We start from the raw sequence: 20,407 nt of genomic DNA, 5'->3' as shown, positions 1-20,407 counted from the left end.
GATCCCCTCCGCCTTTAGTCTCGCAGGAAGCCGGTGAGCGGACTGGAAGCCGAGCCGCCGCGCTCGAGCACACGACCCAGACCGGACAGATAAGCCGCACGGCCAGCCTCAATGGCCTGACCGAACGCGCGTGCCATACCGGCAACATCACCCGCGGTGGCAATCGCAGTGTTGGCCATGACTGCGGCACAGCCCATTTCCATGGCCTCGCATGCCTGACTGGGCTTGCCGATGCCAGCGTCCACGATGATGGGCAGGTCGATCTCGTCGACTAAAATCTGGATAAACTCCTTGGTGCACAGACCCTTGTTGGAGCCGATGGGGGCAGCGAGCGGCATGATGGCTGCCGCACCAGCGTTTTGCAGATCACGGGCGACGTTCAGGTCGGGATACATGTAGGGCATTACGATAAACCCTTCCTTGGCCAGCTGCTCGGTGGCGCGGATGGTCTCGGTGTTGTCGGGCAGCAGATACTTGGAGTCGCGGATGACCTCGATCTTGATGAAGTCGCCGCAGCCGATCTCACGTGCCAGACGGGCGATGCGGACGGCCTCGTCGGCGTTGCGTGCGCCCGAGGTGTTGGGCAGCAGGGTCACACCCTTGGGGATGTACTCGAGGATGTTCTCACCGCCTGCCTGATTGGCACGGCGCAGTGCCAGCGTGACGATCTGCGCACCGCTGTTTTCCACGACGACAGGGGTGAAGTCCATAGAGATCTTGCCCGAGCCGATGATAAAGCGGGAGGTAAAGGTGTGACCACCCAGGGTGAAGGGATCATTGCTTGCATTATACATGGTAAAAGACTCCTTTTGATGAAAAATGGAAGATCAGGGCATGTCAAGCCCCAGAATCAGACGTAAAATCATGTTTGCCTGGTGACCGGCACAGACCGAGACACGCGGTGCCATGAGTCCGTAGCCGGGACGGGCAGCAGTCTGACCGTCTCCGCACAGATAGAGCCGGTCGGTGATGCGGCGGGTGCGAATGTCGTTGCACGAGTCATAACCCGCCATGCCGCTGGCCGCGACGATAACGCTGTTTGGACAGTGGGATAGAACGGCGTCGATCAGCGTAGACTTGGCATCGGGTGCGTCGAAGGCCTCGCAGACCAAAGGATCATCCGCAAAAAGTGCGGCGGCATTGTCGGCTGTCACACGCACGCAGTCGGTCGTAATGGTCAGATAAGGGTTCACATCAGCCAGCTGCTCGGCAAGTGCTTGGGTTTTGGATTTGCCCAGATCGCGAATGCGGTAGCACTGACGGTTTAAGTTGCTGGGTTCGACCGTGTCAAAATCGACTAGGTGCAGGTGTCCAACACCGGTACGCGCCAGCGCGAAGGCGATATGTGATCCCAGACCGCCCAGACCGGCGATTGCAACACGAGCCTGCTTGACTTTTTGGAACACACCCGGACTGTGCCGGGCAGCCATCATGGCTTCCAGCACATCTTGCGGCGGAAAAACACCTTTTTCGATCACGGTCACACAGTCACCGTCGGCTAAGGGCAGATCGTCACCGGTCTGAAAGCCGTTGAGGATGACCACACGGCCTGTATGGTCGGGAATGAGTGCGTGCAGCGAGCGGGCACTCGTCTGTACGGTCTTGCCGTTTACCGTAATGGTCATCAGCCGCCACCGACAAACTGTACAATTTCGACCACATCACCGTCCTGCAAGACTGTGATGTCGTACTGCGCGCGCGGCACGATCACACCGTCTTTCTCGACCGCAAGAAAGGCAGGCTGGTAACCGGCCTGTGCCAGATAGGCTGCGACTGTCAGTCCAGCTGCATCCGGGGTCGGCTTTCCGTTGATTTGCACCATAGAAACGTCCTCCTTTGAAGCTCAAAAATGCATGGAAAACACAAAAAAGGCCGCACGAAAGTTCACACCCGAGGTGGTGTGCCCCTTCGTACGGCCTTGTTATGTCCGAACGACAAATGCAGTATAACGCTAAAGCACGAAAGTGTCAAGAAAAATTTTCTTGCGCTTTGCGCCGGGTACGGCACGTGCAACTGTTTCAAAAGTGTGAAAACTATCGTGCGGCATGTTGCAAAAGCGGACATAATCATGTAAAATAAACTCACAATCGTTTGTATCTCAACAGGAGGAAAGAACATGGATACTCCCAAGTATAAACGCGTCCTCGTCAAGATTAGCGGGGAAGCGCTTGCCGGTGACAAGCACTTCGGCCTGAATTTTGACGTGATCGGCCCGGTTTGTGACGTAATTAAGCGCTGCGCAGACATTGGCTGCGAGGTCGGCATCGTTGTCGGCGGCGGCAATTTCTGGCGTGGTGTTAAGGATGGCGGCGGACGCATGGAGCGTACCCGCGCCGACCATATGGGTATGCTGGCAACCACCATCAATGCACTGGCGCTGTCGGACGCACTCGAGCAGCGCGGCTGCGAGGTGCGCGTACAGACTGCAATCGCGATGGATCAGATTGCCGAGCCCTACATCCGCAACAAGGCAACCCGCCACCTGTCCAAGGGTCGTGTTGTCATCTTCGGCTGCGGCACGGGCAACCCCTACTTCTCGACCGATACTGCAGCAGCGCTGCGTGCGGCAGAAATCGGTGCAGAAGTCATTCTTTTGGCTAAGAACATTGACGGCGTATACGATTCCGACCCGGCAAAGAACCCGGATGCGAAGAAATACGACCGTTTGACCTACATGGATGTACTCAATCAGGGCCTCGGCGTTATGGATACCACCGCGACCTCGCTGTCCATGGATAACCATATCCCGATTCTGGTCTTTGCTCTGTCCGACCCTGAGAATATTTACCGCGCCGTGACCGGTGAACAGATCGGCACGCTTGTCAAGGAGGAACTGTAAATGATGAAGGAAATTATCAAGCAGCACGAAGAGAAGATGGGCAAGACCATCGACGTTCTGGTCAAGGAACTGGCAGCTATCCGCGCAGGCCGTGCAAACCCGGGCGTACTCAACAAGCTGACCGTTGAGTATTACGGCGCACCCACTCCGCTGCCGCAGGTTGCAGCAGTTTCTTCTCCCGATCCGCGTACCCTGCAGATCCAGCCTTGGGATGCATCCATCCTGCGCCAGATTGAGAAGGCAATCCAGACTTCTGACCTGGGTCTCAACCCGCAGAACGACGGCAAGTGCATCCGTCTGTCCTTCCCGCCGCTGACCGAGGAGCGTCGTAAGGAGCTCATCAAGCAGTGTTCCAAGATCGGTGAGGACTCCAAGGTAGCAATCCGTAACATCCGCCGCGATGCGATGGACAAGTTCAAGGATCTCAAGAAGAAGAGCGAAATGACCGAGGACGAGGTCAAGGACGCAGAGCAGCAGATGCAGAAGATCACCGACAAGTATGTCAAGGAGATCGACGGCATTGTTGCAAAGAAGGGCAAGGAGCTTGCCGAGGTCTAATGCAAAGACAAAGATTAGGGGGCGGCAGGGGAATGCCGCCCTTTTCACTGAGGTGTGACTATGGGGATTTTTGACCGCCTGAAGGGCAAAAAACCGCAGGCGACGGGGGAAAACATGCCAGTACCGCGGCATATTGCGGTAATTATGGACGGAAACGGCCGGTGGGCGAAAAAACGCGGACTGCCTCGAAAGGCAGGCCACAAGGTTGGCGCGGAGACCTTCCGCACGATTGCGACCTATTGCAAGGACATCGGCGTACAGTATTTTACCGTCTATGCCTTTTCGACCGAGAACTGGAAGCGTCCGCAGGACGAGGTAGATGCGCTCATGAACCTGTTCCGCACCTACCTGCGCGAGGCGGCTGAGACTATGGTCGCACGCGGCGTCGCTGTGCGTGTGCTCGGTGACCTGTCGGTGCTGCCCGAGGACATTCGCAGACAGATCGACGAAGTGCATGCGCTGGCCGATACGCTGGGCGAAAATGCATCGACTGCATCGCTGTGCATCAACTACGGCGGACGTGATGAGATCAAGAACGCCGTGCGTGCACTGGCAAAACAGGTGCAGGATGGAACGCTCAAACCCGAGGACATCACCGAGGACAGCATTTCTCAGAACCTGTATACCGCACACATGCCCGACCCCGATTTGATTATTCGTCCGTCGGGCGAAATTCGCACCTCCAACTTCCTGCTGTGGCAGTCGGCTTACAGCGAGTATTACTTTACCGACGTGCTGTGGCCGGACTTCTCGACCCAGGATATGGATGCCGCGATCGCGGACTTTAACCGCCGTTCGCGCAGATTTGGAGGTGTTTGACTCATGAAAGCAAGAGTTTTGTTTGGCGTCATCGGTTTTATTTTCGTCCTGTTGGCGCTCTATGTTCTGCCGCCCATCGTGTTGGGACTGGCGATTACCGCACTGTGCGTGCTGGCCGCGTATGAGGTCATGCACCCGACCGGACTGGTAAAAGACCGCTGGATGCTGCGGGCGAGCATGCTGGCAGCGGCGATCTACGCGCTGGGCACCTGTGTGCCGCTTTTTGCCGTACCCAGCGGATTGCTTTTGCATGTTGTCGCGCTGTTTTTGCTGGTTGCGCTCTTTGCCTGCCTGCTCAGACGGCATGATTCGGTGCATGCAAACGAGGTCATGGCCGGATTTTTCGGCGGTTTGATTCTGCCGTACTTCCTGCTCTCGCTGTGGCGCATCTTCGCCATGGAGGGCGGTCAGTTTCTGGTATTGCTGCCGCTCGTTGCGGCTTGGGGATCGGATACCTGTGCACTGTTTGCAGGTATGGCCTTCGGCAAGCACAAGCTTGCGCCGGTGGTCAGCCCCAAAAAGACTGTTGAGGGTGCGATTGGCGGTGTCGTTGGCGCGACTGCACTGATGATGCTGGTCGTTTTCCTCATGAACCGCTATACCAGTTTGGACATTCATTATGCCGGTGCGGCTGTTATGGGAGCTGCGGGCGCGGTCATCGGACAGATCGGTGACCTGTCGTTCTCGATCATCAAGCGCCAGACCGGTATCAAGGACTATGGACATATTTTTCCGGGTCATGGCGGCGTGCTCGACCGCTTTGACAGCGTGATTTTTGTCGCGCCGGTCGTCGAGCTCGTCCTGCGTGTTCTTGGCCCGACCGTGTAATATTGCGGAGGAAATTGTGATACAATGAAAAAGCATCTATCTATTTTGGGTGCGACCGGCTCGATCGGCACACAGACCATTGATATTTTGTCCTCGATCGATGCCGAGGTGGTCGCACTGACCACCAATCGGAATATCAAGCTGCTCGAACAGCAGGCGCGCGCACTGCATCCCAAGCTGTGCGTTGCGTTTGACGAGACCGCCGCACGCGATCTCAAAATCGCCCTTGCCGACACCGATATTACGGTCATGAGCGGCATGGACGGTCTGGTCGCAGCGGCGACCCATCCGGACTGCGATACGGTTGTGACCGCGGTGGTCGGCATGGTTGGACTGCTGCCCACACTGGCCGCTATTGACGCCGGCAAGGACATCGCGCTTGCCAACAAGGAGACGCTGGTCTGCGCAGGCGGACTGGTCATGGAGGCGGCACGCAAAAAGGGTGTGCACATCCTGCCGGTAGACTCCGAGCACTCGGCTATCTTCCAGTGCGTGCAGGCGTGCCAGGGCAATCCGCTCGATAAGATCATCCTGACCGCTTCGGGCGGCCCGTTCTTCGGCAAGACTGCGGAAGAGCTGCGCACGGTCACCCGGGAACAGGCGCTCAAGCACCCAAACTGGTCGATGGGTGCCAAGATCACGACCGACTCGGCGACCATGATGAACAAGGGACTGGAATTGATCGAGGCCATGTGGCTGTATGATCTGCCGCAGGAGAAGATCGAGATCGTCGTGCATCGCGAGTCCATCATTCACTCGCTCATCGAGTTTGCCGACGGTGCGGTGCTCGCACAGCTCGGCGTACCCGATATGCGTCTGCCTATTCAGTACGCGCTGACCTATCCGGCACGTGTGCCCTGTAAGGTGCCGCGCCTGTCGCTCGCCGAAGTGGGCAAGATGACCTTCTATCTGCCCGATGACAAGGCCTTCCCGGCCATGAATCTGGCGCGTCAGGCGGCATCGCGCAAGGGCAACGCGGGTGCGGTTTTGAACGGAGCCAACGAGGCGGCAGTCGGCCTGTTTTTGAGCGATAAACTGCCGTTCTGGCGCATTCCGGAGCTGGTTGCACAGACCATGGAGCGCATTCCCTTTGTAAACGACCCCACCCTGGACGATATCCTGACGAGCGACCGCGAGGCGCGGGAAGCCGTGCTGTCGCTTGTCGGAGCCGAATGAGGTGAAAGAAAAATTTCTATGCTGGCAAACATTTTTTGGATCGTGATTGCCCTGCTGGGCTTTGGCCTGCTCATCATGGCGCATGAGTTCGGCCACTGCATCGCGGCCAAGCGCGGCGGTGTACAGGTCGACGAGTTTTGGATTGGTATGGGTCCCAAACTGCTGCAAAAGCAGGTCGGAGAGACGACCTATTGCCTGTGCCTGCTGCCGATTGGCGGCGCGTGCGTGATGAGCGGCGAGGATCAGGAGTCCGACAACCCGCGTGCATTCGGCAATGCTAAGTGGCTGACCCGCTTTATCATTCTGGTTGCAGGCGTGGTGATGAATTTCATTCTGGGCTTTGTCATCCTGCTGTGTCTGTCGTGGAACATCCAGCAGGAGGCCGTGCCGGTTATTGCGCAGTTCGCCGAGGGCTTTTCGTCACAGGGCGAGCAAGGACTGATGGAAGGCGACCGCATCCTGAAAATTGACGGATACCGCATTTTTACCGGCAGTGACGTGTCCGAGGGCTTGCGCCGCGGCGCGTCCGACGGAAAATTCGACTTTGTACTGGAACGTGACGGACAGAAAATTCAGGTAAACGGTGTAGAACTGGCCAATGACTTGGATTTGGGCGACGGACGAAAGGGCTACGGCCTGTACTTTGAGGTCGAGGATTTGACGCTGACGGGTCATCTGCGCTATGCACTGGTGCTGGCAGTCAATGACACCCGCATGGTTTGGCATAGCCTGGGCGACCTCATCACGGGCGCTGTCGGTGTCGACCAGCTTTCCGGCCCGGTGGGCGTAGTTGCGGTCACTGCACAGACCGCGCAGGCCGGTGCACTGCCGTTCTGGTCACTTCTGGCCTTTATCTCCATTAACCTTGGCGTCATGAACCTCTTACCCATCCCCGGACTGGATGGCGGACGCATTCTGTTCCTTCTTGTGGAGGGTGTCAGACGCAAGCCGCTCGACCGAAAGCTCGAGGGATATGTCAACCTTGCGGGCCTGTGCGCCCTGTTCGCGCTCATTTTGTACGTCACCGGACAGGACATCATGCGCCTGCTCTAACGGGAGGAATACAGAAAAATGGCACAAAAGACAAGACAGATTCACGTCGGTCCGGTCGCGGTCGGCGGCGGAGCCAAGATTGCGGTGCAGTCCATGACCAATACCGACACGCGGGACGCAGCGGCGACGCTTGCGCAGATTCGTGCGCTGGCCGATGCCGGATGCGAGATCGTTCGATGCGCCGTGCCCGACATGGACGCAGCGCGCGCACTCGCGGACATCTGTGAAGGCTCTCCTATCCCGGTCGTCGCGGACATTCATTTTGACTATCGCCTTGCCATCGAGTCCATCGCGGCAGGCGTGCATAAAATTCGCTTAAACCCGGGCAATATCGGCTCGGATGATCGCGTCAAGGCGGTCGTGCAGGCCGCCCGTGCGCGGAATATTCCCATCCGCATCGGCGTCAACTCTGGTTCGGTGGAGAAGAGTATTCTGGCAAAGTACGGTGCCCCGACACCTGAGGCACTGGTCGAGAGCGCACTTTATCATGCCTCTCTGCTGGAAAAGTTCGACTTTTACGACATCTGCCTGTCCATGAAGTCGTCGTCTGTGCCGTATACCATGCGTGCTTATCAGCTCGCCCACGAGCAGACCGACTATCCGCTCCATCTGGGCGTGACCGAGGCAGGCACGGAGTACATGGGTACGATCAAGTCGGCGGCTGGCATCGGCGGCCTGCTGGCACTGGGCATCGGTGATACCATCCGCGTGTCACTGACCGATGACCCGGTCAAGGAAATTTACGCCGCACAGGCCATTTTGAAGGCGGTTGGTTTGAACGATGACGGCGTGAACGTAGTCTCGTGTCCGACTTGCGGCCGCACGAGAATTGACCTCATCGGCATTGCCAAGGAGGTCGAGCAGCGCGTCGCGGGCATCCACGGCAAGAAGCTCAAGGTTGCAGTCATGGGCTGCGCGGTCAACGGACCGGGCGAGGCGCGAGAGGCCGATCTCGGCATCGCAGGCGGTGACGGCGTGGGACTGATCTTCCGCAAGGGCGAGATTTTGCGCCGTGTTCCGCAGGAAGAGCTTGTGGACGCACTCATGGACGAAATCGCAAAGTACGAAGCATAAGAAATCACGACGGTGGGGCGGCTGACAGCGGCCCCATCCGGCATTTTGGAACTTAGATTAGGAGTATCAAATTTTTATGGCAAAAACGCTTTCTGAGCTTTTTGATCGCTGTAAAAGTGAAACATATCAGGACTGCATGGGCGGAGAAGTGCGCTCGCTGGCGGTCAGTCACGATCATCAGCAGATGATCTGTCATGTGGCCTACCAGAAACCCATCTCGCTCGAGCATCTGGACGGACTGGGCAAGGAAATTGCGCAGGCGTATGGGCTGACACGCTTTTCCATCGCACCGCGCTACCAGATGGACGCGCTGACCCCGGAGTACATCGACCTGCTTCGGCAGGACTTGTGCCATCGCATGCCGTCGGCAACCGGTCTGTTGGCAGCCAGCCGCTGGGATTTTGCCGACGGTCATCTGCGCATCTCGATGGGCGACACCGCACGCGGCTATTTCTCGGTTGCGCTGCGCCAGATGCAGGAGCGCATTGAGACCGAGACTGGACAGCGCGTTGTCGTCGAGGCCGTGCCATTTGCCGAGGAGCAGGTCGAGAAGATCATCGAGAGCCAGCATGCGGCACGCAATGCCGCACTCAAAGCCGCGATGGATGCCATGCCGGTAGCCGAACCCATGCCCGAGAAGCCGCGTAAAAACCTCAAGGTGCGTCCGGCAGGGGAGAGCGGCGGATATCAGCGTCCCAAGGTGGAGAAGGTCGCGGACGAAAACCTCATCTTGGGCAAGCTGTACACCGAGGAACCCATCCCGATCCGCGACGCGCTGGGTGAGTTCGACCGCGTGACCATCAAGGGCGACGTGTTCTTTGTTGATCACCGCGAGATTACCAGCAAAAAGACCGGCAAGGAGTGGGTCAAGATTGCGTTCGATATCACCGACAACACCAACTCCATCCGCGTCTCCAAGTTCATGGCCAAAGATCAGGCGGGTGATATCGTGTCGGCCATCAAGACCGGCATGCACCTGATCGTGCAGGGCAAGATCAGCTTTGACAGCTACGAGAAGGAGAGCATTCTGGAGCCGACCGCGATCGTCAAGTCTAAGAAGAAGATTCGTATGGATAATGCGCCGGAAAAGCGTGTCGAGCTGCATCTGCATACCAATATGAGTGCGATGGACGGCGTATCCGACACCAAAGATCTCATCAATCGCTGTAAGGCATGGGGCTGGCCGGCGATGGCGATTACCGACCACGGCTGTGCGCAGGCGTTCCCGCTGGCGCTGCACGTCGTGGACGGTAAGGAAGCGGACTATCCCAAGATTCTGTATGGTGTCGAGGCTTATTACGTGAACGACGCAGCGGCAGTTTCGGTTGTGCGCGGTGATCTGGACGGCAGCCTGGATGGTGATTTTATCGTCTTTGACCTCGAGACCACTGGATTAAAGCCCACAACCGAGGAGATCACCGAGATTGCAGCGGTACTGGTGCGAGAGGGCGAGATCAAGGACTCGTTCCAGACTTACGTCAACCCGCACAAACCCATTCCGCCCGAGATCACCGAGCTGACCGGCATTTCGGACGAGACGGTTGCCGATGCACCCGACCTGCCCGAAGCGCTGGACAAGTTCTTTGCGTTTATGGGTGACCGCGTGCTGGTCGCACACAACGCAGGGTTTGACCTGTCTTTCCTCAAGGCGGCGTGCAAAAAACTGGACATTGAGCGCGAGTTTACTTACATCGACACGCTGGAAATGTCGCGCATCATGCTGCCGCATCTGAGCCGGTTTAAGCTCAACATTCTGGCCAAGGAGTTGCAGGTCGGTCCGTTCGAGCATCACCGCGCGAGCGAGGATGCCGCTGTGCTCGGACGCATCTGGGTCAAACTGCTTGACAAACTCAAACACGAGCAGCACGCGAGCAAGATTTCCGATATCAACCCGCTGCTTGCCGGACTGCGTGCCAAGGAGGGCGGTCTCAAAAATTTGCCCCGCCATCATTTCATTATTCTGGTGCAAAATCAGGTCGGTCTGAAAAACCTGTACAAGCTCATTTCGTACAGTTTTCTCGATCATTTTTACCGTCGTCCGCTGATGCCGCGTTCCGAGCTCATCAAGCACCGCGAGGGACTGATTTTCGGTTCGGCCTGCGAGGCGGGTGAGCTGTTTCACGCGGTGGTCGAGGGCAAACCGTTTGAGGAACTCAAACGCATCGCGGATTTCTACGACTATCTGGAAATCCAGCCCATCGACAACAACCGGTTTATGATTGCCAAGGGCATCGCGGAGGACGAAGAGACGCTGCGCGACTATAACCGCACGATTTTGAAGCTGGCCGATGCACTGGGTAAACCGTGCTGTGCGACCGGTGACGTTCACTTCCTCGACCCCGAGGACGAGGCCTACCGCCGCATTCTGATGGCAGGACAGGGCTTCCCGGATGCCGACAATCAGGCGCCGCTGTACCTCAAAACCACCGAGGAAATGCTGGGAGAGTTCGCGTATCTGGGCGAAGACCGTGCCTATGAGGTTGTAATTACCAATCCCAACAAAATTGCGGACATGCTCGACCCCATCCGTCCCATTCCGCGCGAGAACTACCCACCGAAGATCGAGGGTTCAGCCGAGGAGCTGGAAACCATGTGCCGCGAGAAGGCAAAGCGCATGTACGGCGATCCGCTGCCTGAGATCGTGCAGGCAAGACTGGACCGTGAGCTCAAGTCCATCATCGGCAACGGCTACGACGTGATGTACATGATCGCGCAGAAGCTGGTCAGTAAGTCGCTTCAGGACGGCTATCTGGTCGGCTCGCGTGGCTCGGTCGGCTCGTCGCTCGTGGCTTTTATGTCCGATATCACCGAGGTAAACTCGCTCGCACCGCACTATCTGTGCCCGGAGTGCAAGTATTTCGAGCTGCACGAGAACGAGGGCGTGGGCTGCGGCGTGTGCCTGCCCGATAAGGTTTGCCCGCGCTGCGGCACACCGCTCAAAAAAGAAGGATTTTCCGTACCGTTCGAAACCTTCCTTGGTTTTAACGGCGATAAGGTGCCCGATATCGACCTGAATTTTTCGGGTGAGTATCAGCCGCGCATCCATAAATATACCGGTGAACTGTTCGGTCACGACCACGTGTTCCGTGCGGGAACGATTGCGACGGTCGCGGAAAAGACCGCTTACGGTTATGTCAAAAAGTACATGGAAGAGCGCGGCATTGAGTGCTCGCGTGCCGAGGAAAACCGACTGGCCGCAGGCTGCACGGGCATTCGACGTACAACCGGCCAGCATCCGGGCGGTATCGTCGTTGTGCCCAAGGAAGTCGAGATTTACGACTTCTGCCCGGTACAGCACCCGGCGGATGACCCGACCTCGGATATCATCACCACCCATTTCGAGTACCACTCCATCGACGCAAACCTGTTAAAGCTCGATGAGCTCGGCCATGATGATCCGACCATCATCAAGCATCTGGAAGACCTGACCGATGTCAACGCGCAGGAGATTCCACTCGATGACCCCGACGTTATGAGCTTGTTTACGTCCAATCGAGCGCTGCACTATGTTGACGATGCCCCCGACCCCATTCTGGGCGACCTGGGCTGTCTGGCTGTGCCCGAGTTCGGTACCAAGTTCGTTCGCGGCATGGTCAAAGATACCAAACCGACCACCTTTGACGACCTGCTGTGTATCTCCGGTCTGTCACATGGTACCGACGTATGGCTGGGCAACGCGGCCGATCTGGTCGCGTCGGGCATTCCGCTGAATGAATGCATCTGCTGCCGTGACGATATCATGAACTATTTGATTGGTAAGGGCGTAGAACCTAAGCTGGCGTTCCAGACCATGGAATCGGTGCGTAAGGGTAAGGGACTCAAACCCGAGATGGAAGAGGCCATGAAGGCGAACAATGTGCCCGATTGGTACATTGATTCGTGCAAAAAGATCAAGTATATGTTCCCCAAGGCGCACGCAGTGGCTTACGTTATGATGGCGTTCCGCATCGCGTGGTTCAAGGTGCATAAACCGCTTGCATTCTATTCGGCGTACTTCTCAGTGCGCGCCAAGGGCTTTGACGCTTCTTGCATGATCAAGGGCGACGCGGTCTGTCTGGATAAAATCCGCGAACTGCACCGCAAGGACGTGGACAAGACCATCTCGGCAGCCGAAAAGGATACCCAGACCACGCTCGAGGTGTGCCACGAGTTCTATAAGCGCGGTTTCATCTTCGAGCCGATGGATGTTTACAAGTCGGACGCGACCAAGTTCATCGTGACCGAAAAGGGACTCATCCCGCCGTTCACCTCCATGCCGGGTATCGGTGAACAGGCAGCGCTCAACATCGTCGAGGAGCGCAAAAAGGGACGCTTCCTGTCGGCAGAGGAACTGTCGGTGCGCTGTCCCAAGGTGTCCAAGTCGGTCATCGAACTTTTGGGCGAGATCGGTGCGCTCGGCTCCATGCCGCGCAGTACCCAGATCAGCCTGTTTGGATAAAAATAATGTTCCGGGAATCTTTCAGGGTTCCCGGAACCCTTTCTTTTTATGAGGAGGTGGAAGATGTTCTTTGAATCTCGCGAGCGGGCACGCCGCAATCCGGCGCAGTATCCCAAGACCGCAAATCAAACGTTCACAGAAAAACGCACTGTACCGTCTGTCACGAACCGCAGTCAGCCGGTCAAGGACACCGGGGAACCGCTCCGAAAACGCAACCGTCATACCTATCACCGCAAACCCTATGCAAAATTACGTCTGTTTGCGCTGGCCTGCTCGGCCATCTTCCTGCTTCGGCTGGCGTACATGCTGTATGGCTGGTTGTTTGGCTGACAGCAGCGGGTGCGCATTCGGGATTAGGAAAACAGCCGTATAAAAACAGAATTTGGCTTGACATTGGGCGGAATGCGTGCTAAGATTTTAGCATGATAAATTACAAAAGGGAGAAGCGAGAATCATGAACCGCTATCAGATTTCGACCCCGGAGGGAACCCGCGATTTGCTGTTTGCACCGGCACGCCGCCTGCGTGCTGTCGAGCAGCGCGTACGGCAGTCGCTGGAAGATCGGGGATACAGTGAGGTCATCACACCTGCCATCGAGTATTACGACGTATTTGCACAGGCAAACCCGGCGGTCGGACAGGAAAACATGCTCAAGATCGTGGATCGTGCCGGACGCATCTGCGTGGCACGTCCAGACAATACCACGCCCATTGCGCGCATCGCAGCCACCCGTCTGGAGGGTGCTGAGCTGCCGGTACGACTGTATTACAGCCAGAAGGTGTTTCGCTCGATTGCCGAGGGACACGGACACAAGAGCGAGTTTTTGCAGGTGGGTGCCGAGCTGATTGGTTCGGACGGACTGGAAGCCGATCTGGACATTCTGACAGCGGCCTTTTCCGCACTCGAACAGGCCGAGGCGGGCAGCTTCCGCATCGAGCTTGGTCACGCCGAGATCTACAAGGCGCTCATTGAGGCGCTGGGCGTAGACGAGCAGACGGCTGAGGACATTCGCCGCCTGATTGAGAACAAGTCCTTTGCTGCGCTGGGCGACGCACTGGCACCTTATCAGGGCAGCGCAGCCTATCAGGCACTTTGCGCAATGCCGCAGCTGTTCGGTGGTGTAGAAGTGCTCGATCAGGTTGAGCACATGACTGGCAACATGCGCGTGCTGGCCGCGGTGGCTTACCTCAGACGGGTCTATACCGCACTCGAGCAGGCTGGATTTGGTGAGTCGGTGATTATCGATCTGGGTCTGGTACACGAGATGGATTACTACACCGGCATCATGTTCCGCGGTTATCTGGGCGGCGCGGGTGCCGCCATTCTTGCAGGCGGACGATACAACGCACTGTGCGCCAAGTTCGGCCGTGATTTACCCGCCGCAGGCTTTGGCATTGATGTCGAGCGTATTGCCGAGACCGGCAGCGAGGCTGATAACCGTCAGGTGCGCGACACCATCCGCATTGCACTGACCAAGGGACGACTGGAGAAAAAGACCCTTGCCCGTATGAAAGCTGCGGGGTATGATATCAGTGAGCTGGAAAGTCCGTCGCGCAAGCTGATTTTCCGTCTGCCGAATACCAATATCGAGGTCGTGCTGGCCAAGGCTGCCGATGTTATTACCTACGTCGAACACGGTGTATGTGATCTGGGCGTCGTCGGTAAGGACACCATCATGGAAAAGGGCGGTTCGTTCTACGAGATGGTCGATCTGGGCTTCGGCAAGTGCCGTTTTGCACTGGCAACCAAGAAGGGAAAGACCATTTACGGCAATTACCGCACGCCGGTCATCGCCACCAAGTACCCCGAAGTCACCCGTGCATTTTTCAGCCGCAAGAATATGGACGTCGAGACCATCAAGATCGAAGGTTCGGTCGAGCTGGCACCGCTTCTGGAGCTGGCAGACGCCATTGTGGATATCGTCGAGACCGGTTCGACGCTCAAGGAAAACGGTCTGGAGGTCATTGAGGACGTTGCGCCCATTTCGGCACGCGTCATCGTCAATCTGGCCTCGGCCAAGATGAATAAGACCGCCATCCAGCGCATCATCAGCGACCTGGAACGCGGCGGAGAGGAGCAGTAAAACCATGTTTCTGAAGACAGTTCTGGCGGACGGCAAGGCTGAGCAGCAGGTCATCCGCGAGATGAAACAACGTGCCGCAGCGGCGCGCAGCGATATTGAAAAGACGGTTGCGGCGGTTATGGCCGATGTGCAGGCACGCGGTATGGAAGCCGTCCGGGAATATGCTGAGAAGTTTGACGGCAAGGCACCGTACATCGTATCGCAGGAGACCATCGACGCAGCGTATGAGCGCTGCGACCCGACCGTCCGTACCGCACTCGAGCGGGCAGCTAAGAACATCCGGGATTATCACGAGCAGATGCTCGCACGCACTTGGGAATACGAGCGTGCACCGGGCGAAAAGCTGGGTCAGACCGTGCGCGGCCTGACGCGCGTGGGTCTGTACGTGCCGGGCGGCACGGCGGCCTATCCGTCGTCGGTGCTGATGAACGCCGTCCCGGCCAAGGTTGCAGGCGTTGAGGAACTGATCATGGTCACACCGCCGACCGAAAACATGTCGGACGCTGTGTTGACCGCGGCTAAGATTGCGGGCGTCGACAAGGTCATCGCCATCGGCGGTACACAGGCCATCGCGGCGCTGACCTATGGCGCAGACTGGATTCCGCAGGTTGACAAGATCGTCGGCCCGGGCAATGCTTACGTCGCAGCGGCAAAAAAGATGGCCTACGGCACGGTCGATATCGACATGATCGCAGGACCATCCGAGGTGCTGGTTATCGCTGACTACACTGCAAACCCGACTTGGGTTGCAGCCGATCTGCTGTCGCAGGCCGAGCATGACAAGCTGGCGTCTGCTGTCTTGCTGACCGATTCCATGGCACAGGCACAGGCTATTTCGGCTGAGATGGAGCGTCAGGCCAAGGAACTGCCTAGATGGGAGATCATCCGCGAGTCTGTGGAAGGCTACGGCTGCGCAGTCGTGTTTGAGGAACTGGAAGACGCCTGTGCAATGGCGAATGTCGTCGCACCCGAGCATCTGGAAGTCGTGACTGACAATCCGCGTCAGTGGTTACCCTATCTCAAAAATGCCGGCGCGATCTTCCTCGGACAATATGCACCCGAACCGCTGGGCGATTATATGGCAGGCCCCTGCCACGTACTGCCGACTTCGGGTACAGCGCGCTTTTTCTCGCCGCTGTCTACCGATACGTTCCTGAAGAAAACCTCGGTCATCGAATATTCGCGCGGTGCGCTGGAAAATCTGGCTGATGATATCATCGCACTAGCAAAATGTGAAAAATTGGATGCGCATGCGAACAGTGTCGCCGTGCGCTTTGGAAAATAACAGGAGGTACCCATGAGAGGAGAGACCACCATCCGGCAGGCGACCATCTGCCGGGAAACCAAGGAAACCCAGATTGCCCTGTACCTGAATCTCGAGGGAGGCGAGCGTAAGATTGAGACCGGTATCGGATTTTTCGATCACATGCTGGGTAGCTTTGCAGTACACGGCGGTTTTGGACTGATTTTGAAGTGCACGGGCGATCTGGAAGTAGACGGACATCATACGGTTGAGGATGTCGGTATCGCTCTGGGTCAGGCTCTTGCCCGTATTCTGGGCGACCGCGCAGGCATTGCACGCTTTGGCTCGTCGTATGTTCCTATGGACGAGGCGCTGGGCTTCTGTGCATTGGATATCTCAGGCAGGCCGTATCTGGTTTACGATGCACTCATGCCGCAGCCCATGTGCGGACAGTATGACACCTGCCTGACCGTGGAATTCATGCGTGCATTCGCCACCCATGCCGGCATTACCCTGCACCTCAAGAGCATGTATGGTGATAATGCTCATCATATCACCGAGGCACTATATAAAGCACTCGCTCGCGCATTGCGTCAGGCGGTCACCGAAACCGGTGGGGAAGTGCTGAGTGCAAAAGGCGTTCTGTAAGAGCGGAAAACCCGCCCGCAGGCGAAATAAAGCTTTCGCTCAAGCCTTTCTCGAAAGGCTTGCAGGTTCTCAGGGCAGCGCCCTGAGTCGCCATCCGCAGATGGCGAAATCCCCTCTGGATTCCCGGTGGCCGACCCGGGAATCCACCAAAACAAAAAAATAAACGCGTCCCGCAGGACGCGCAGATTTTATACCATCCTCACCACAAGGAGGAAACATGAGCTATATTGCAATCGTAGATTACGGCGCGGGAAATCTCATGAGCGTGCATAATTCACTCGATTTTCTGGGCTATGACAATAAAATCGCCAGCACACCGGACGACCTCGCAGACGCATCCGGTGTTATCCTGCCCGGCGTGGGCGCATTCCCGGACGCGATGCAGGCGCTGAAGGACTCCGGCCTGCTGGAAGCTGTGCTGGACGTAGCACAGAATAAACCCTTTCTCGGCATTTGTCTGGGTATGCAGATGCTGTTTGAACAGTCGGAAGAGGTACGCCCCTGCCAGGGACTCGGCCTGCTGCCGGGCAGCATCAAACGCATCCAGACCGACTATAAATTGCCGCAGATCGGCTGGAATGGCCTGCACATCGTGCATCCAAATGCCCTGACACAGGGCTTAAACGAGGGCGATGCGGTGTACTTTGTCCATTCCTTCGCCGCCTGCCCGACCGACCCTGCCGATCTCGCCTGTGTGACTGACTACGGCGTGGAAGTCCCAGCCATGGTCGCACGCGGCAACGTGTTCGGCTGCCAGTTCCACCCGGAAAAGAGCGGGGAAGTCGGTCTGAAAATCCTGAAAAACTTTGCGGCACTGACGGAGGAACGCGCATGAAGATTTTACCTGCAATCGATTTGAAAGATGGCCAGTGCGTGCGCCTGCAAAAGGGTGACTACGGCACGGCACATAAGGTTGCCGAGGACGCAGTACAGACCGCCCGCGGCTTTTTGGCTGCCGGTGCCGACCTCATCCACATGGTCGATCTGGACGGTGCCAAGGACGGCAGCCATGCAAATTACGACGTGGTCAAGCGCGTCATCGAGCAGACCGGCGCGGCGGTTGAGCTGGGCGGAGGCATCCGCACGATGGCCGACGTAGACGCAGTGCTTGCGCTGGGCGTTTCGCGTGTGATCATTGGCTCGGCGGCTGTGCGCAACCCGGAATTTGTGCGCGAGGCAGTCCAGAAGTACGGCGAAAAAATCGCGGTCGGCATTGATGCACGTTCCGGCACTGTGCGTACCGACGGTTGGCTGAGTGACTCGGGCGAGGATTACATTTCTTTTGCCAAGAAGATGGCCGATTTTGGCGTACAGACCATTATTTTCACCGACATCGACAAGGACGGCATGCTGGAAGGCCCGAACTTTGACCAGCTGGGTGCGCTGCGGCAGGCCGTTTCGTGCGCGATCGTCGCCTCGGGCGGCGTGACGACGCTTGAGGATATCCGCCGCCTGCGTGAAGCAGGCATTGACGCGGCCGTTGCGGGCAAGGCGGTCTATACCGGTGCACTTGACCTCGCTGCGGCCATCAAGGAGGCGGAATAACATGCTGGCAAAACGTATTATTCCCTGCTTGGACGTCAAGGACGGCCGCGTGGTCAAGGGTGTGAATTTTGTCGGTCTGCGTGATGCGGGTGACCCGGTCGAACTTGCCAAGGCCTATTCCAAGGCAAGCGCGGACGAAATTGTATTTTTAGATATCACCGCGACGCATGAAAACCGCGATACCATCGCAGACGTGGTGCGCCGCACCTGCCGGGAGGTCTTTGTTCCGGTCACGGTCGGCGGCGGTATCCGTACGGTCGAGGACTTTAAGGAGATTTTGCGCGCGGGCGCGGATAAGATCTCGGTCAACTCGGCGGCAGTTAAAAATCCCGACCTTATCAACGGTGCAGCCGAGAAATACGGCAGTCAGTGCGTGGTCGTAGCCATCGACGCACGTCATTCGGGGCAGACCGAGAGCGGCTTCGAGGTCTACACGGCAGGCGGACGCAATCCCACCGGCATTGACGCGGTCGCTTGGGCGCGCGAGGTTTACGAGCGCGGCGCAGGTGAAATTCTGCTGACCTCAATGGATCGAGACGGCACCAAGTCGGGTTTTGATCTGGCGCTGACCGATCTGGTATGTAAAATTGCACCCATCCCGGTCATCGCATCGGGCGGCTGCGGTACGCTTGACCACTTCAGCGACGTATTCGAGCAGACGGGTGCAGACGCGGCGCTGGCGGCTTCGCTGTTCCACTATGGCGAGCTGACTATTTCTGAGGTCAAAGACCATCTGGCAGGCCGGGGCGTTCCGGTACGCCGGGTGTAAGATCAGTGCCGATTCCGGCATTCAAAGAAGGGAACAATCATGGATTTAAGCAAATTTTTTGTCAAAGCACCGCTGATTCCGGTGATCTGTCAGGACAGCGCAAACGGTGAGGTGCTCATGCTGGGCTATGCCAATGAAGAAGCACTCGCGCGCACCATGCAGACCGGAACGGCTTGGTTTTTCTCCCGTTCCCGCCAGAAACTGTGGAACAAGGGCGAAACCTCGGGCAATTTTATTTACGTCGAGCGCATTTTATCCGACTGCGACGACGATACCCTGATTTATCTGGGCAGACCGTGCGGTCCGGTGTGCCATACCGGCAACCGCACCTGCTTCTTTACGACCCTTTGGGAAAAAGATGAGCGAAAGGACGAGAATCAATGAACGCATTTGAACAGATGGAAGCGGTCATTGCGCAGCGCCGTGCGCAGCCGATGGAAGGCTCCTATACCTGCTACCTGTTTGACAAGGGACTGGACAAAATCCTCAAGAAGGTGGGCGAGGAGTGCGCCGAGACCATTATCGCGGCCAAAAATGGCGATAAGACCGAGCTGATTGGTGAGATCAACGACGTATTCTATCACATGATGGTGATGATGAACGAGTGCGGCGTGACGCTCGAGGATGTCTGCAAGGAAATGGACGTCCGTGCAGCTAAGATCGGCAACCTCAAGCAGTTCCACGTCTCCGACCACAACACCTGATCACCCGAAAGAGGACTTTATGAGACGCAAGGAACGAGAGGTCAAAGAGCGCGAGGCCATCGAGGAGATTTTGCGCGCCTGCAAGGTGTGCCGTCTGGCTATGAATGGCGAGGACGGCGTGCCCTATGTCGTACCGCTGAACTTTGGCTACACTTGGAGCGGAGAACAGCCGGTATTCTACCTGCACAGCGCGCAGTCTGGACGCAAACTCGATCTTCTGGCCAAAGACGCGCGTGTCTGTTTCGAAATGGACTGCGATTATGTGCTGGAAGGGAAGGCGGACGACGCCTGCACCTACACCAACCGGTACGCCTCGGTCATCGGAACAGGACGGTGTGAGCTGATCGCCTCGGACGAGGAAAAGGAAGCCGGTTTGCGCTGCCTGATGCAGCACGTCGCAGGCGATCAGGACTGGAAATTCGATCCTCGATGGATGGGAAAGACCGCTGTGCTACGTGTGCGCACCGAACAGCTGACCGCAAAACGGCATTAAATATTGCGTGACCGCTTATGTCGCGGTTACAGACAGAGCAGCTCGACCGGCTGCTCTTTTTGCGTGCGATTTTTCGGCAAAAAATGCGAATACGGTTTGCATCAAGCAGCATTCTGTATTATAATTTCTATGACTGC

General features: G+C 57.2%; 21 protein-coding genes and 1 pseudogene. 19 read left to right on the top strand and 3 right to left on the bottom strand.

Annotated elements, in window-relative coordinates:
- Window positions 1-14 precede the first annotated feature (14 nt).
- From B5F17_RS09300 to thiS, 3 genes are read right to left on the bottom strand one after another with little or no spacing between them, the layout of a single operon-like run.
- Window positions 15-794, bottom strand: coding sequence for a thiazole synthase (locus tag B5F17_RS09300; RefSeq protein ID WP_016147108.1), 780 nt, complete (start codon window positions 792-794; stop codon window positions 15-17).
- Window positions 795-827: 33 nt separating this feature from the next.
- Complete coding sequence (gene thiF, locus B5F17_RS09295) at window positions 828-1,625, bottom strand: sulfur carrier protein ThiS adenylyltransferase ThiF (RefSeq protein ID WP_087373322.1); 798 nt, start codon at window positions 1,623-1,625, stop codon at window positions 828-830.
- On the bottom strand, window positions 1,625-1,822 hold the full coding sequence (gene thiS / locus B5F17_RS09290; RefSeq protein ID WP_087373320.1) for a sulfur carrier protein ThiS: 198 nt from the start codon (window positions 1,820-1,822) through the stop codon (window positions 1,625-1,627). The genes thiF and thiS overlap by 1 nt, the downstream gene beginning before the upstream one ends.
- A 294-nt stretch (window positions 1,823-2,116) precedes the next feature.
- Here thiS and pyrH point away from each other — a divergent pair, with 294 nt between their 5' ends.
- The 19 genes and pseudogenes from pyrH to B5F17_RS09200 all read left to right on the top strand — a co-directional run bounded on the left by pyrH (window position 2,117) and on the right by B5F17_RS09200 (window position 20,270).
- Window positions 2,117-2,839, top strand: a complete 723-nt coding sequence (pyrH, locus tag B5F17_RS09285; RefSeq protein WP_016147105.1) for a UMP kinase — start codon at window positions 2,117-2,119, stop codon at window positions 2,837-2,839.
- Complete coding sequence (frr, locus tag B5F17_RS09280; protein WP_016147104.1) at window positions 2,840-3,397, top strand: ribosome recycling factor; 558 nt, start codon at window positions 2,840-2,842, stop codon at window positions 3,395-3,397.
- A gap of 60 nt (window positions 3,398-3,457) precedes the next feature.
- Window positions 3,458-4,216: an undecaprenyl pyrophosphate synthase gene (locus B5F17_RS09275; RefSeq protein WP_087373318.1), complete on the top strand. Its 759-nt coding sequence runs from the start codon at window positions 3,458-3,460 to the stop codon at window positions 4,214-4,216.
- Window positions 4,217-4,219: 3 nt separating this feature from the next.
- Window positions 4,220-5,044 carry a phosphatidate cytidylyltransferase gene (locus B5F17_RS09270; protein ID WP_087373316.1) on the top strand — a complete coding sequence of 275 codons (825 nt, stop codon included), beginning with the start codon at window positions 4,220-4,222 and terminating at the stop codon, window positions 5,042-5,044.
- A 24-nt stretch (window positions 5,045-5,068) separates the two neighbouring features.
- Window positions 5,069-6,220, top strand: a complete 1,152-nt coding sequence (locus tag B5F17_RS09265) for a 1-deoxy-D-xylulose-5-phosphate reductoisomerase (RefSeq protein WP_087373315.1) — start codon at window positions 5,069-5,071, stop codon at window positions 6,218-6,220.
- Window positions 6,221-6,238: 18 nt separating this feature from the next.
- Window positions 6,239-7,273 carry a M50 family metallopeptidase gene (locus B5F17_RS09260; protein ID WP_087373313.1) on the top strand — a complete coding sequence of 345 codons (1,035 nt, stop codon included), beginning with the start codon at window positions 6,239-6,241 and terminating at the stop codon, window positions 7,271-7,273.
- A gap of 18 nt (window positions 7,274-7,291) precedes the next feature.
- Window positions 7,292-8,347, top strand: a complete 1,056-nt coding sequence (gene ispG, locus B5F17_RS09255; protein WP_016147099.1) for a flavodoxin-dependent (E)-4-hydroxy-3-methylbut-2-enyl-diphosphate synthase — start codon at window positions 7,292-7,294, stop codon at window positions 8,345-8,347.
- Between the two features lie 76 nt (window positions 8,348-8,423).
- Window positions 8,424-12,785, top strand: a complete 4,362-nt coding sequence (locus tag B5F17_RS09250) for a PolC-type DNA polymerase III (protein WP_087373311.1) — start codon at window positions 8,424-8,426, stop codon at window positions 12,783-12,785.
- Window positions 12,786-12,848: 63 nt separating this feature from the next.
- Entirely contained in the window at window positions 12,849-13,115 is a 267-nt protein-coding gene (locus B5F17_RS09245; protein ID WP_087373309.1) for a hypothetical protein, read from the top strand.
- 124 nt (window positions 13,116-13,239) lie between these two features.
- A pseudogene (gene hisZ / locus B5F17_RS15085) lies at window positions 13,240-14,193 on the top strand (ATP phosphoribosyltransferase regulatory subunit); the annotation flags it as partial.
- A gap of 36 nt (window positions 14,194-14,229) precedes the next feature.
- A complete protein-coding gene (hisG, locus tag B5F17_RS15080; RefSeq protein WP_275532124.1) occupies window positions 14,230-14,868 on the top strand; it encodes an ATP phosphoribosyltransferase in 639 nt (212 codons plus the stop codon).
- Window positions 14,869-14,872: 4 nt separating this feature from the next.
- Window positions 14,873-16,153, top strand: a complete 1,281-nt coding sequence (gene hisD / locus B5F17_RS09235; protein WP_087373304.1) for a histidinol dehydrogenase — start codon at window positions 14,873-14,875, stop codon at window positions 16,151-16,153.
- Window positions 16,154-16,165: 12 nt separating this feature from the next.
- Window positions 16,166-16,759 carry an imidazoleglycerol-phosphate dehydratase HisB gene (gene hisB, locus B5F17_RS09230; protein WP_087373302.1) on the top strand — a complete coding sequence of 198 codons (594 nt, stop codon included), beginning with the start codon at window positions 16,166-16,168 and terminating at the stop codon, window positions 16,757-16,759.
- A 217-nt stretch (window positions 16,760-16,976) separates the two neighbouring features.
- Window positions 16,977-17,594, top strand: coding sequence for an imidazole glycerol phosphate synthase subunit HisH (gene hisH, locus B5F17_RS09225; RefSeq protein ID WP_087373300.1), 618 nt, complete (start codon window positions 16,977-16,979; stop codon window positions 17,592-17,594).
- Window positions 17,591-18,304, top strand: coding sequence for a 1-(5-phosphoribosyl)-5-[(5-phosphoribosylamino)methylideneamino]imidazole-4-carboxamide isomerase (gene hisA, locus B5F17_RS09220; protein ID WP_087373297.1), 714 nt, complete (start codon window positions 17,591-17,593; stop codon window positions 18,302-18,304). The genes hisH and hisA overlap by 4 nt, the downstream gene beginning before the upstream one ends.
- Window position 18,305: 1 nt before the next feature.
- On the top strand, window positions 18,306-19,073 hold the full coding sequence (hisF, locus tag B5F17_RS09215) for an imidazole glycerol phosphate synthase subunit HisF (protein ID WP_087373294.1): 768 nt from the start codon (window positions 18,306-18,308) through the stop codon (window positions 19,071-19,073).
- A 39-nt stretch (window positions 19,074-19,112) separates the two neighbouring features.
- Window positions 19,113-19,457: a phosphoribosyl-AMP cyclohydrolase gene (gene hisI, locus B5F17_RS09210; RefSeq protein ID WP_087373293.1), complete on the top strand. Its 345-nt coding sequence runs from the start codon at window positions 19,113-19,115 to the stop codon at window positions 19,455-19,457.
- A complete protein-coding gene (gene hisE / locus B5F17_RS09205) occupies window positions 19,454-19,777 on the top strand; it encodes a phosphoribosyl-ATP diphosphatase (RefSeq protein ID WP_087373290.1) in 324 nt (107 codons plus the stop codon). The genes hisI and hisE overlap by 4 nt, the downstream gene beginning before the upstream one ends.
- A 19-nt stretch (window positions 19,778-19,796) precedes the next feature.
- Window positions 19,797-20,270: a pyridoxamine 5'-phosphate oxidase family protein gene (locus B5F17_RS09200; RefSeq protein ID WP_162608140.1), complete on the top strand. Its 474-nt coding sequence runs from the start codon at window positions 19,797-19,799 to the stop codon at window positions 20,268-20,270.
- Window positions 20,271-20,407 lie beyond the last annotated feature (137 nt).

It is taken from the genome of Butyricicoccus pullicaecorum (genome assembly GCF_002160355.1).
Classification (GTDB): Bacteria; Bacillota; Clostridia; order Oscillospirales; family Butyricicoccaceae; genus Butyricicoccus; species Butyricicoccus pullicaecorum.
Note: the sequence above shows the minus strand (reverse complement) of the source record. Positions and strands in the feature narration are given on the sequence as shown.

Excerpts from the sequence above, each read along its gene's own strand:
- B5F17_RS09260 (WP_087373313.1), top strand. The coding sequence starts at position 6,239 with ATGCTGGCAAACATTTTTTGGATCGTGATTGCCCTGCTGGGCTTTGGC.
- B5F17_RS09200 (WP_162608140.1), top strand. The coding sequence starts at position 19,797 with ATGAGACGCAAGGAACGAGAGGTCAAAGAGCGCGAGGCCATCGAGGAG.
- hisI (WP_087373293.1), top strand. The coding sequence starts at position 19,113 with ATGGATTTAAGCAAATTTTTTGTCAAAGCACCGCTGATTCCGGTGATC.
- frr (WP_016147104.1), top strand. The coding sequence starts at position 2,840 with ATGATGAAGGAAATTATCAAGCAGCACGAAGAGAAGATGGGCAAGACC.
- thiF (WP_087373322.1), bottom strand. The coding sequence starts at position 1,625 with ATGACCATTACGGTAAACGGCAAGACCGTACAGACGAGTGCCCGCTCG.
- hisB (WP_087373302.1), top strand. The coding sequence starts at position 16,166 with ATGAGAGGAGAGACCACCATCCGGCAGGCGACCATCTGCCGGGAAACC.
- hisA (WP_087373297.1), top strand. The coding sequence starts at position 17,591 with ATGAAGATTTTACCTGCAATCGATTTGAAAGATGGCCAGTGCGTGCGC.
- B5F17_RS09250 (WP_087373311.1), top strand. The coding sequence starts at position 8,424 with ATGGCAAAAACGCTTTCTGAGCTTTTTGATCGCTGTAAAAGTGAAACA.
- ispG (WP_016147099.1), top strand. The coding sequence starts at position 7,292 with ATGGCACAAAAGACAAGACAGATTCACGTCGGTCCGGTCGCGGTCGGC.
- thiS (WP_087373320.1), bottom strand. The coding sequence starts at position 1,822 with ATGGTGCAAATCAACGGAAAGCCGACCCCGGATGCAGCTGGACTGACA.
- B5F17_RS09275 (WP_087373318.1), top strand. The coding sequence starts at position 3,458 with ATGGGGATTTTTGACCGCCTGAAGGGCAAAAAACCGCAGGCGACGGGG.
- B5F17_RS09245 (WP_087373309.1), top strand. The coding sequence starts at position 12,849 with ATGTTCTTTGAATCTCGCGAGCGGGCACGCCGCAATCCGGCGCAGTAT.
- B5F17_RS09270 (WP_087373316.1), top strand. The coding sequence starts at position 4,220 with ATGAAAGCAAGAGTTTTGTTTGGCGTCATCGGTTTTATTTTCGTCCTG.
- B5F17_RS09265 (WP_087373315.1), top strand. The coding sequence starts at position 5,069 with ATGAAAAAGCATCTATCTATTTTGGGTGCGACCGGCTCGATCGGCACA.
- hisH (WP_087373300.1), top strand. The coding sequence starts at position 16,977 with ATGAGCTATATTGCAATCGTAGATTACGGCGCGGGAAATCTCATGAGC.
- hisE (WP_087373290.1), top strand. The coding sequence starts at position 19,454 with ATGAACGCATTTGAACAGATGGAAGCGGTCATTGCGCAGCGCCGTGCG.
- B5F17_RS09300 (WP_016147108.1), bottom strand. The coding sequence starts at position 794 with ATGTATAATGCAAGCAATGATCCCTTCACCCTGGGTGGTCACACCTTT.
- pyrH (WP_016147105.1), top strand. The coding sequence starts at position 2,117 with ATGGATACTCCCAAGTATAAACGCGTCCTCGTCAAGATTAGCGGGGAA.
- hisF (WP_087373294.1), top strand. The coding sequence starts at position 18,306 with ATGCTGGCAAAACGTATTATTCCCTGCTTGGACGTCAAGGACGGCCGC.
- hisD (WP_087373304.1), top strand. The coding sequence starts at position 14,873 with ATGTTTCTGAAGACAGTTCTGGCGGACGGCAAGGCTGAGCAGCAGGTC.